At 51.0% G+C, this 13,955-nt stretch carries 2 protein-coding genes; both read right to left on the reverse strand.

Translation table 11 applies throughout. The features are described from left to right. Position 1: 1 nt before the first annotated feature. Positions 2–9,976: an SdrD B-like domain-containing protein gene (locus tag NT073_RS22635; RefSeq protein ID WP_297378022.1), complete on the reverse strand. Its 9,975-nt coding sequence runs from the start codon at positions 9,974–9,976 to the stop codon at positions 2–4. A 606-nt stretch (positions 9,977–10,582) separates the two neighbouring features. Beyond that, positions 10,583–13,846 carry a hypothetical protein gene (locus tag NT073_RS22640; RefSeq protein WP_297378024.1) on the reverse strand — a complete coding sequence of 1,088 codons (3,264 nt, stop codon included), beginning with the start codon at positions 13,844–13,846 and terminating at the stop codon, positions 10,583–10,585. Positions 13,847–13,955 lie beyond the last annotated feature (109 nt).

The raw sequence follows: 13,955 nt of genomic DNA on the forward strand, positions 1-13,955 counted from the left end.
ATTAGCGGTTAATCGTCATGTATCGTACAAACTTGCGTCCGTCGCTGGTATTGATTACATAGTAGTACGTTCCATCGGGTACGCCATTCGCATCCGAATTGAGGGCAATACCCGTGTTTGGCTTACCGTCCCAATCGTTGTGATAATCGTCATTTTTATAGACCAGATGGCCCCAGCGGTTATACACTTCCAAGCTAACCGTTAGACCGGCCACACCCCGAATTACGAACAGATCGTTGATGCCGTCACCGTTTGGCGAGAAGCCTTCCGGTATGAAGAGCGAGAGGAACGTTGGCCGCAGATTAAGCGGAGTCGCTTCGCGCTCGTTGGAATCGGTCGGGTTACCATTACCATTAAGGTCAGGATTCAAGCCGCTCGTCGAGACGTCGCTCACTGTACCTGTTTTGGCAGTAGCCGTAGCATAAGCCGTATTCAGGAAGGTAGTCGTGCTACCGTTGCTGAGGACATTGATGACCAGCAGGAGTGTATCTGTTTTCCCAACGGCCAGCACACTGGTGCTGTCACCCAGAACGAGAACAGGATCGGAACCACCATTAAAGTTCGGGTTCAGTTTTAATGCACTACCAGTAGACGTTGTAAATGCGGGTTTAACAACCTTGTACGTCGCTCCGGTCTTCGCATTGAAGACATTAGCCAGTGTGTCCGTAATGCTTACGTTCTTCAACACATCCGGGCCATAGTTCTTCACCACAATCTGGTACGTCACATTCACGCTGCCATCTGTCTGCTGAGCGGTATCGCGTACGGCCATTGCCAAACCGATGTACGATGTGGTCGATGACCCGTTCAGCGCAATTGGCGTTGGCTGGCTGTTGTTGCGTGGATCAAGGTCATTGTCGGGATCGTCATTTGTACCGGCCGTCGACATATCCTGTACCACTTCGTTGGCGGGTGTCAGGGCGGAGGCATCCGCTTTGTTGAAGAAGGTCAACGAATCGGCATTCCGTACATCAACCCGAACGGTAAAGCTCAGATAGCTCTTGGCACCTACAGCCAGTGTACTTACCGAATCGACCAGCATCCTGGTAACCAATCCCTGCCCGGTATAGGCCGGGTTGACAACCACCGTACCTGCACCTGTGCTCGTCACGGAAACCTGGTTGCTAACAATCAGGGCGCCATGGCCGAAGGTCTGAGACAGGTTATCGATCACCTGTACTTTTTTCAGCGGAACACTACCCAGGTTACTGATCGTGATGGTATACGGGATGTCGTATACACCGGTCGAAACCAGCATCGGTATACCTACTGACTTCGCTACACCAAGCAAGCCTTTCGGCAGATCGAAGCGAACCGTTGTGGCGGTTGAACCAGCCGGTGCCGGGTTGAATCCGCTATTCGAGATGTCTTTAACAACCAGACTCGAATCGGGCGAATGACCAACCACCGTTGCACTGGAATAGAATGGGCCGTAATTACCGTTGGTCTTGATGTTCACGGTAATCAGCACGGTATCCTGCACGCCAACACCCAGTTGACTGGCACTCGTCAGAATTGTGGGCTGACTGTTTCCGTTGAAGTTCGCGTTGACAACCAGCGTACTTCCGGTGCTCACAACGGGTGCACCTACCACGCTGTACGAAACCGGCGCGGAGAACGTGCGAATCAGGCTATCCGTGAGTACAACACCTTTCAGGGCTACATCACCGAAGTTCTTGAGTGTCGCCTTGTAAGTTACGTTGTACGAGCTATCGGGCTGCTGCTGTACCTTGATGACAGCCAGTGCCAGACCAAGACTTGCGCCTTTAAGCTGACCCGCGTTCAGGGTGAAGCTGGATACTACCGAGTTGTTTGCCGGGTTACCGTCATTGTCGGGGTCAGCATCGCCACCATTTGTCGACACGTCCGATACGGCGGTCACACTGTTCATTGCTGATACATTGGCAACGTTACGGAATATCTTCGTGGTGTCGCCCTTCATACGTTTTACCGTAAGATCTAGTTTGAACGACTGCGAAGCACCCGCCAGCAGATAACTGGCCGGAGCGGTCATTGTCTTGTTGCTACCCTGGCCTGTGAAGGCTGGATTTACAACGAGCGTAGCGCCGGTGTTTAGCAAGGTCACTTTGGCAGACGTCACCTGATTGGGAGCGAAGACACTAGCCAGATCATCGTTTACGACTACGTTACGCAGGGTATCGTCGCCAAAGTTCGTCACGACGAAGCTGTACGAGACTTTGATGAGTGAATCACCAACGGCCAGTGGCTGTCCGAGTACCGCTTTCGCCAGACCCACCAGACTTGCCCTGTGCAACGATGTATCTTTCACCGTAACACTTGAACTGTTGTTAGCCAGATTAGGGTCCCTGTTGTCGAGATAGGTGATCTCAGCTTTGTTGACCACGTCCTTACCTTTCAAGGTGATGCGTGCGCTAAAGACGATGTCTGTAGACTGACCCGCTTTCAGGCTATCGATCCGCTTGGTGATCACGCCATTCGACACCGTATAGGCTGATGTCGGCGCGGGCAGTAACTCCATTCCTTTCGGTAATACGTCACGAACATGGATGTTCTTAGCCGTATACTTACCATTATTGGTCACTTTGAGGGTGTACACAACAGGCGCGCCATTCTTCACAAAAGCGGTGTTGGCCGTCTTCGCAATGCTAACGTCGGTAGCCAGGGTATCGGTAGCACAATTGAAGACCTTAACGACCACTTTAGCCGGTGGACTCAGGCAACCGGTTGGACCTTTCTCCACAATCCAGTAGGTGCCTTCGCATACAGAATCCGGACGAACCACGATGTTGGATGTGACGCACTCGCAGATTCGATATATGTAGGAGTTACCTGATCCTTGGGACGTTAACGCTTTTGTCAGATCGACAATTTTCGACGGGCAGGTATTGCGCAGGTCAGTCACCAAGGGCGGCATAACAGGCTCAGCCACTTTCACGACCACATTGTCCGATTTAACGGAGCTACAGCCTTTGGCGTCAAACAACTGCACGTTGTATGATCCGCTGGTCTTCACTACAATCGTCTGCGTCGTTGCGTTGGTGCTCCATCTGTACCCTGCGGCACCAGCAGGCGCTTTTAAGGTTACAGAGTCGCCGTAGCACAGGTTCGTTGCACCCACCACCGTTATGACCGGAATCGATTTTATGCCGTCAATTGTCAGCAGCATATTGTCCGTAGCCACCGGGCAGTTGGCATTATCAGTTCGTACCGTCAGGGTCAGTGTTACTTTACCCGACAGGATATCCTCAGCACTTGCCGTATAGATGGCATTGAGCGCGTACGAATTATTGAACGAACCGCTACCACTGGTGGTCCAGTGAGCAGTTTTAGCCGCACCGCCCATAACACCATTCAGCTGATACGTCTTTGTGGCACAGATACTCGCGTCGACACCTGCATTTGCCGTTGCCGGGTTCTGCGTGTCGCAGGGTTTAGGCTCCTCGCAGATATTGACCTGCACATGAACTGCAACCGGCAGGCTTACACAACCATTGGTTGTCCGCTCAACAACATAGTATGTACCGGTACCAACAGTCGCCGGATTAGCTACTTTGGCATCGCTGCTCAGTGACGTGTTGGTATAGTATTCGAACAGACCACCCGTTGTGGCAGGTCTGCTGGTTACGGCAGTAGCCAGATCGACCGTCTTGAACGGACAGGTGTTCGTTTTATCGACAACAACCGGCTGCGGCACTTTCGTTAATACCGTTACCGAAATGGTGTTCGATGGTACGCTCTTGCACTGATTCGAGTTGCAGCACTGTGCCGTAAATAGAGCGGAGCTGGCTGGCAGTATCGTAATCGATTGACCAACCTGGTTGTTCGACCAGACTACGTAGCTATTCGGGCTACAGCCTTCAGCAACCAGGGTTACTGGTGCGCCGAAGCAGGCCGTAACGTTATTGGTAGACCCGGCAACCGTAATAGTCGGTGCCGCCGGCGTGCCTACCTTGATCGTCGTGTACGCAGACCAATCGCCCAGGCAATCGCCCACTTTACAACGTACACGGTAGCTTACGTCGGCTGTTGGTGTGATAGTCAGTGTGTTACCAACCGTTTTATTATCCGACCAGATGTAGCTGCCGCCTGCACAACCCGTGGCCGTCAATGAAACCGTTTCGCTGACACAAACAGCAGCTGCGTTGCTGACAATAATCGGAATGGCGGGCGTAGCGACTTCAACATCAATGTCATCCGACGATTTGCTGGTACAGCCGTCAATCGTACAGGTTGCCATCAGCCATATAGTGCTATAGGCTGTCTTCTGGATGGTTTTTCCAACTGATCCGTCAGACCAGATAACGACGCCACCCTCGCAACCGCTGGCGGTGAGTGTTACTGTACTGCCGTAGCAAACAGTTTTCGATGCCGTTGTCGACAAGACAGGAGGTTCTATCACCTTCACCTTGACAGGTGCACCGGCGACATCGAGCGCAGCGCACTTGTTACCGATCAGCAACAGCACTTCAGCCGCCGTAGTGATACCTGGTTTCACCACCGATAGATCGAGGTAATTCTTATCTCCAGCCTGAGCCTTGTAGACCAGCGTATGGATGGTATACTCACCTGCGTCAGACGATACGCTGAACCGTGGCGTTGCACTGGTCTGCTGAATAACCTTCTGGGCTCCTTTCGTCAATACATAAAGAACCGAGTAGCCAGCCGGTTGTACCAGTCCACCACCGGGCGAAGCGGATACCGTTACCGTTGTGCTTGATCCGCCACAGACAATGCTGTTTGTGGCAACCAGCGTTCCAGCTTTCGCTACACAATTGCCTGGATTGATCACAACCGTCACCGATGGTTCACTGAGACAGCTATGGAATTTACACTGCGCATAGTAGGTCTGTATGCCTTCCGGCCGCACCACAATGACGGTGCCTTTGTTATTTCCATTAATGTCGTTAGCCGACCAGATCACTTCGCCATTACAGCCAGTGGCCGTTAGTGTAACCGTTTCACCCGGTGCAACCGTCGTTGCCGATGCGGTAACCGTTGGTACAGCTACCGGAATTACGGTAATGGTATACTGTTTCGACGTTTCACTGGTGCAGATTCCGTTAGTACAGAAGACGGAGTACGATGTAGTGACCTTTGGCGAAACAACGATGCTGCCGGTTGTAGCCGTTGTGCTGCTCCAGCGTGGCGTACCCAGACAGTTGTTGACCGTCAGCGTTACCGTTTCACCCGGACAAATGGTATCCGTTGAGCAGGTTATGATTGGTACTGGTGCTGGTGTTACGTTAATCGTAATCACGTTCGACTTGCCCGATCCGCAGGCATTTGGTCCGGTCGGAATGCACATCGCGTAGAATTCACGGTAGTTTGGCGTTACCGTCACCTGAGCGACTGCACCCGTCTGGCCGTCAGACCATTTCACCGTGCCACCCGTGCAACCGGTAGCCGTTAGCGATACTATGCCACCACTACAGATTGACAGAGAAGAGGCTGCAATGACCGGAGCCGGAACCGTTGAGGTGCTTACGGTTACACGAACCTTGTTCGACGCTTCACTCTCGCAGGACGACCCAATTTGACAGGTCGCATAGTACGTTGCCGTTGCAGTTGGGAAGATGTCGATGCTGGCACCGGTTTTTGCTACGCCGTCCAGGCCGTACCACTTCACCGTACCTGTGCAGCCTTTGGCCGTTAGGGTGAGTTTGTTCCCGCTACAGATTGTGGTGCTGCTTACCGAGATAATCGGGGCCGTTGGCGTTATAACGGTAATATTAACCGTATTCGACGGCTTGCTCTGGCAAGTCTTCAATTCACACCAGGCGAAGTAGCTGCTGTTTGCTGTTGGGTTCACGACAATGCTCGGACCCGTCTGATTGGCGACACTCCACTTAACGGTCCCGTTACAGTTGGTCGCCGTCAGGGTAACAGCACCTTTTACACAAACGGTGTCGGTGCTGGCAGTTACCGTTGGCACAGTCGGAGCGATAACATTAATTGTGTACACAGCCGATGGTCTGCTTACGCAGCCGCCGTCTGTTTTACAATAAACAGAATAGCTGTTATTACCAATGGTTGGCGTAACAATGATGCTGCCGGTTGTAGCCGTTGTATTGCTCCAGTACGGTGTGCCAACGCAATTTCCAACCGTTAAGGTTACAGTTTCGCCTGGGCAAACAACCGTTGTACTGCCTACAATCGTTGGTGTTGGCAAATCCGTTGTGACATTGATCGTTTTCGTTGCCGGGCTACTTGGGCAGCTACCGATCACACACTCGGCGGTGTAGGTCGTTTTGTTATAAGGCGTAACTACGATTGATGTTCCGGTCTGTGTTTGATCCGACCAAACGATCGTTCCACCTACGCAGCCTGAAGCGGTCAGCGTAACGGACGTGCCTGGGCAAACATTATCAGCACTGGCGGTAATGACCGGCACCTTCGGCTCAAGAACGGTTACCGTGATGGCATTCGATGCAGCACTCGTACAGGCACCTACCACGCAGCTTGCGGTGTAGATTGTTGTTACGCTCGGCGCTACAACAAGCACATCACCCGTTTTACCATTCGACCACAGCACCGACCCACCTTCACATCCTTTTGCGGTCAGGGTAGTTGTTCCACCTTTGCAGATCTCGGTGATTACACAAGCCAGCGTTGGTGGTTGAATCGAACAGGGAACAACCGGAATCGTTACCGATGAGGTGTCGTTCTTCGTGTACTTCGGATCATTGTCCGGGCTGCTCACAATGGCCGTATTCGTAATTGAACCTGTAGCGTTGATGGTGGCTTCTATCAGTAAACTACGGTTGGCTTTAGAGGCCATCGTACCAATGGTCCATATGCCCGTTGCGGCATTATATTGGCCAACGGGTGTCGCGCTCACGAACGTCAATGTAGCAGGCAACATATCCGTTACCTTCACACTGTTGGCGGTTACCGGACCGTTGTTCGTTACAGTGATTGCGTAGGTAATTTTCTGCCCAACGCTATATGTACCAGGCGTTACCACTTCTTTTAGCACACCCAGGTCGGTCAGGCAGGGACCTACAGTAACCGTCAATGAGGTGCGCGGGCTAACACAACCGGCGCTGGATAAGGCTTCGGCCATGTACACGAGAGCCCCTGCCTTTGTAGGCGTAACGACGAGTTTCTCTCCACTCTGGGTCGTACCAATCAGCTTACCATCCTGGTCGTACCAGTTGATTCTACTTCCTGGCGCAAAGGCGACCAGTTTCGTACTGCTTCCCTGGCAAACCAAAGCATCCTCGGCAGCTACGTTCACAGGTGCCGCCGGCCGTTTGTTGATTTGCGCAATCAATGAGCTGGAAGACGCCTGGCAAATCCCCCCCGGCCCATCCGGGTCGTTGGTGGTTGCAGTAAGTACGACGTTGCCGGTGGCGATGTCGGCCGCGGATGGGGTATAGGTTGTCGACAGGCTGGTTGGGTTACTAAATGTACCCGTGCCATTTGTTGACCAAACGACACTCGTTGCCGAGCCGGAGAGTACCGCTTTGAGCGGAACGACATCGCCAGAGCATATCGCTACACCTGGACCCACATTCACACCTGCCACACTCTGGCATTCGCAGTTATTGATTTGAACGGTCAGCACCGCCGGATTACTGTAGCAGCTTCCAGATTTAGCATATAGGTAGTATTTGCCAGCGCCAACAGCCGTCAGGTTTGTTACGCGGGTAGTTGCCGAGCGTTCCAGGCTCGTGTAATACTCGTATACAAATCCGGAGTTGTAGTTCTCCAGCTGAATCTTCGTTAGATCGACCGTTTTCGATGGGCATGTATTGGTAATATTACCCAGATAAATTGGTGTTGGTATGGTCGTAACCGTTACCACAACCGGTCGGCGGGCGCTCTTACAGCCATCCGCTGTTACCGCTTCAACGTAATAGACGGTCGTTGTGGTTGGATTGACTGAAATACCTACCCCACTTTCGACGGTTGCAAAAGCGGTTCCGTCATAAGGTGTCAAGTACCAGTTGAGTTTGGCGCGTGGCACTGAAGTCGACGCTATTAGCGTGGTTGACTCACCGTTACAGATCGACACATCGTTCGATACAACCAGGTTAAAGTTGACCGGGCATGTCGGGAAGAACCCAGCATCCAGCGTTGTATTATTTTCACCAGCGGCTAGCGTTACCGACTCAGTACGGCCCGTGACCGGATTGATGTCAGAATCTTTGGTACCATCAGAACCCTGCTTTGCCAGTGTTGCCGTAAAACCGGAAGGAGCCGTGAAGCCAACGGAGTAGCTCAGACTGCTGCCCGGTGTTAAACCCGTGAAGGAGTATAAGCCGCTGGAGTTAGTCAGGGTTGTTAATGAAGAGACACCATTAACATACAAGGTAACCACTACGCCGGGTATACCCGGCTCGCCCGGCTGCTGAATGCCGTCTTTGTTCGTATCCTCAAAGACAAAATCACCCAACGAAGCTGTCGGTATGAAATAACCGGCATCGACGGTCGGATTATTACGAGCGGTACTTGATGTTGGCTGGCTTGTATCAATCGTATAAACACCCGTAAATCCATTTACACCGGCGTCGCTGTCCAGCGCATCCGATACACCAACCGCATTTGCCGTTGTCGACTCATACCCGGTGGGCGCGATAAAACGGACAACATAACTACCATCCGTTAAACTATCGAACAGGTATTTACCGCCACCAGCGGTAACGGTCGAATCCAGTTTGGTTGTTCCAAGCTGGTCGTATAGATAAACTTTTACACCATTAATTCCAGTCTCGCCCGTATCCTGAGCCCCATTTTTGTTGGCGTCAATAAATACGTAATCGCCCAGGCTACCATAAGGACCCTGTAATACCTTAATATCACAGCAATTGGTGGCGGGACATCCGGAACGGTAGGTTACAAACCGGTATACTCCCGGACTTTTGATCGTTAGGGATTTATCGCTGTTAACTTCAGCCAATAAGGTCGATACAGCCGTTGGAACGATTGCCTTATCATTACGGTACCATACAATCTCGTCATAACCAGTTGGAATCGTTACCGTATATTCATCACCGGCATACCAAAGGATAGGGACTGAAAAGCAGACAGCGTCGAAATCGTCTTCCGTTAGACTCTGATTATTAGGAATCGAATTAGTATCGGTCTGGCCCGCTCCGGCAACTTCAGCCGTGTTAAACCAAACACCCCGTTCATTGACTGTCGCTTTCAGGATCATCACCGCAGAATCGCCCGGCGCAATGGACGCGATGTTCCAAAGACCCGTAACGACCGTAGCCGACACAACGGAATTGAAGGTAGCCGTACCACGAAGCGTGGTTGCCGAGTTGGGGACATACGTTACGCCCCCAATCGGCAATTCGTCTTTGACCAAGACATTAGTAGCCGTTGCTAAGCCTGGTGCGTTCGCTACTACGACTGTGTACGTCACGATATCGCCAATGGCCGGACTTTGGTTGCTAATCGTCTTGTGCAACCGCAGATTTATTTTTGCGGGAGTTTGTGCCTGTGCGGGCGCAATAGCCAGCCACAGAAACAACAGGGTTAACACAGAATAGGCACCCTTCAGAAAAGACATGTCGTGCGTATAGTTGACGAAAAGGGCCAGCAGCTCAGTAAAGCGGCTGACTCCTGCCGACTTTGCCGGTGACGGCCCTCCACCCGAGTCGGATACCGCCTTCGGAATATCTTTACCAAACGACTCTAATAGTATAATTTGCTCATTCATTGGATGTTGTGCAAAATTAGTAGGAGCTTTTTGTAACTGTTGGTTTACGAAACCAGAGAGACTCAAACCGCCTATATCAGGTGGTTCGCCAACAGACCCGGCAAAGCCCTCAACAAGTCGTCGGGTTTCTGAATAGTTAGCCGATTCGTGCATCGGCGATGAGTGGCCCGTTAACAAACGTGCAGCCTTTTTAACGGGTATGAGAAGCCCGTAGTAAAACTCCAGAAAGAAGCCAATGAACCGTCCGGTTAGACTATACGTCTTATCCTGTTTGCCAGCCGTGAGTTTCGAAAGGTTGGTATGTAGTGTAGATATTTCTTCCATCAGCAACTCTTTTTGGGACGGTTTAGTAGTAGCGAATTGACGCAGAAGAGTGTGCTAACTCAGACCAGTGGACCCATGATTAGTCACGGCTCACCTATTCCATTCATCAATGGCTCTTTTGCTTCCTTATAATTCAACTAAAACTATGCCAAACCACACTTGCTCCTGTTGAAGTCAGACGCTCAGAAAAATCAACATTCTAATTATCAGCTAGTTACAATCAGCACCTTTAACCGCTGTAACAGCTTAGCCTAGGTTCGCTCAGTGGGGGTTATTGGGAGATGAGTGATAAACCTAGCGGTAAAGGGTTAGCGAAAACTGTGCCAAGTGTAAATAGACCGGGCATATTTGGTTTACTTATTTGGATACTCTGTCGACGAAGGAAGAGATAATTTTTCTACAACAGGTTTTGTAACGCTTCCAACAGGAGGTTTAATAGTGGCTCGTCAGGAGCCTATTCGCCGTTGGACTAACCGGAAGCAGACTTCTGCATAAGGAGGTTGTGAAAGACGGGTTCGAACGGCTACGGCTATACGGGCATGTACCACATAAAAAAAGCCGCCCCCTAAGGAGCGGCCATATTAAGATGTTATAAATCTATTTTGCTTAAAAATCGTAACCTAGGGTCAGGTAAGGTATAGGCTTGCCCACCGTTTTGTCTTCAAGACCCCAAGCATAGTCAAACTTCACAAAGTAGCCGAAAATCATAGTCCGAACACCGGCTCCATAGCCAATAAGAAACGGATTTTTGAAATTCGTAACCGTTGCTCTGAATGGTATGTTCCCGCCACCAACTATCTCCGTGTTAAGGCTGTTCTGCTGGCTGAATGGACCACTTCCGGTCCAGGCCGTGCCAATATCCGTAAAGGCTACCAACTGTAAATTCCGGAGGAAGTTAGACGTGATATTGCCTCTGTATAAATAGCGAACTAACGGCAAACGAAGTTCGGCGTTAAACAGCATATAGCTGTTGCCCGTTAACTTACCCTGATTAAACCCACGTAGAGGAGCCGCAAAATCCAGGAAGAAAACGTCCCGATAGTCGTATGGAATTTCATTTTGCGTAGCATTCGGAATCAGCAGCGGATTTGACGCAATCGGCTCTTTCTGACCGCCAACCCAGTTTTCCATGCCACCGAGTGTACTTTTCTTTGGGGCGGCACCACCCGACTGACTGAAGGCAAAACGGGTAGCCAGGATTAAGTCGCGGTGCAGGCGCTGGTAGTGGCGTAAATCCAGCGAGAGCCGTCGAAACCCTTCTGATTTACCCCGCAACCCGGCATACTCTTCAAACCGAAGTTTAGCTTTTGTGCCCACGATCATGTTCATCCCGTTTACGTTTGTATTGTCGAAGACAAATTCACCCCGTAAGCCAGCATAATCGGATACGCGGTCTGGCTCGGCAAAAGAAGACAGGTCAATCAACCGGGTAATTGCATAAAATGGTGATACTGTGAACCGGCTGTTCACCGAAATAGGATAGGAAGCTGACAAGGCAACCCGGTTATACCTATACTTCTGCAGAATCCCTGCTCCATCTACAAACAAAGTCTGGCGGTCGACCCGAGCCCCGAAATCAATAAGATGAGTGAGGTTTGTGTATTCCGCAAACAGATCGCTGTTCCGTAAGGTGTTGGTCAAACTGATAAATCCACCCGCGCGCAGTACGTGGTTCTCCAGCAAGTCGGTTAGGGTCACTTCCTGTGCGTATCCGAATCCCTTTATAGGGTCCACGCGCCAGTTAGAAGGGGCTTCATTTACACCGAATGTTGCTTTATAGTCGAACGGTCCACGGATCGTAATGTTCTCGCGACGTCGGTTTCGGGGAGGGGCCGTAGTTAAGCCGGGTGATACCCCAACAGTTGAACGGCGCTGTCGAAACTCAGCGGCTTTAACTACTTCGGGATCAAACTGGTAGTTGTCTGTGTCTACTTCGCCGGGTTCGAGTGCTAGTTTAGGTGTGTACAATAGAGCACCTGCCGCTGTGCGGCCCGCCGAACTTGAGTCGGCCGTCGTTCGTTTTGGCACGGAGGCCGTATCGGTTTTAGCCTGAGCGGCTCTGGGTGCGTTCGAAGCAGCTAGCCGATTGATAGCTACGCTTCGTTGGGTAGGAGGTGCCTGTGCCGTTTGCGACAGATTTAGCTGCGAACGGAATCCTATATACTCATCACCGTTTTTAAGACTGCTATAGACAAACCCGCCATTTCCCGGCTTAAGGTCATACAGCCGAATACTTTCAGGAAAAGCCGTTAACTGGCTTACATTTTTCGATTCGGTTTCGAGCCGGTATAAATTTCGGATGCCGCTGGCGTCATTCAAAAAATAAACGGTTGTTTCACCAGCAGGAATGGGCTGCGTAGCCTGACCCAGCGAGTCCGTTAGTCGTATAAGCGACAAATCGCGGGCACTTCCCTCATGAGAAAACAGGCTCAACTGGTCGCGTATAGTTCGGTAAGAACCTTTGTCCACGCCCAGCGTATCTTGTTGGCGGTTTGAGCTAAAAACTACCTGACGGGCAGTGCGGCCTACAAAAGCCGGATACAGGTCATCGTACAGATCGTTGGTCAATTGCTGATAAGAGCCCCGGTTGATGCTGTATAGGAAGAGGTCATTCTGGCCTTTTCGGTCGGCACTCATAATGAGGCTGCCGCCATCTTCGGAGGCATTCATCCAGACAACCTGCGACAATCCATTTACCTGCCGTTTAAATTGACGTTTGGGTCGCTTTTCGAAATCGCTGTACTGATACAGATTTGTCTTTCCCAGTTCATCGGTCACGACAAGCAGATTGTTATCCCGCTGCCACGCCAGTAAGGGGGTGCTGGTTCGGTTAATTTGCCCATCCAGCCGATAGCCGCCCGTCAGTACGGTATGCCGTTTCCGATTGGTCGTGTTAACGACTTCTACGCTAAACTTCCCATCGCGCAGGAGCGAGTAAGCAATAAATTGTTTATCAGGGCTAAGCTTCAGGCTGATCAATAACGACTTATCGTCTGCCGAACCTACCTTTATCTGAAAATCGTCTGTACTAGCTCGATACGACTGGGTTACGGCATTAGCCATACCGGCATAATATTCACGCCATTCGCGCAGAAAGCGGTTATAGGGAACGCCGAGCGTACTCGAAATGCTATTCTGCTCATTGCGGATAATACGGGTGAGGTTCAGGATATTAGAGACATTATCGCGCCCATACCGCTGAACGATGTAATTCCAGATGGAATGGCCAACCCGTTCGGCATCCGCTCCAGACAAAAGCGAAGGCTTTTTAACCGGCCGGTTTAGGGATATATCCCGCATATAATCGTCCAGTTCGAGGCTGTTTCCCTGGGCAATGTACGACGCGATGCCGGGCATGAACCAGTCGGGAAGTGTTAGCAGAAGTGAACTTTGCAATGCGTCTTTTAGGCTACCGCCATACAACATGTCGTACACGAAAAGCATGGAAATGTCGCGGATAATCTGCTGCCGAAAACTGATCTGATCGCCGGTAAAGGCCAGTTCGACGCGAGATTTGGACAGGTTCTGTTCCCGGCTGCTCAACCCTCCCTGAAGGCCGATGTTACTCTGCGCCATCTCCTCCGGTGAGTTAAACAGAAATATTTTGACCCGATTGTAGGGGGTATAGCCAAGCAACTCCGTTATGCGGTCAAACTCCGACTCGGCATACTGCGCCGTCAGGTTGGCGATTTGGTTGCCATCCTGATAATAATAGATTTCAAAGTTGGCAGTTCGGATAATTTTCCATTCGAAGCTCCGGTACTGCACACGATTTTTCCCAAATCGCTCCAGCGACGGATAGTTTTGTGCCGTAGCCACGCTCAATCCAGCCAGCCACAAGCCTAACATCAGTATGTATTGATTTCGCATAACGGGTATTAAAGACGCTGACTACCGGTTTCCTGTTCAACGTTTACGACAAAACCATTACTCTGGTTTCTGCCCTATTGTTTTAAGTTAAAAACCTTATTCGGAAAAC

Source organism: Spirosoma sp. (assembly GCF_026391055.1).
GTDB lineage: Bacteria > Bacteroidota > Bacteroidia > Cytophagales > Spirosomataceae > Spirosoma.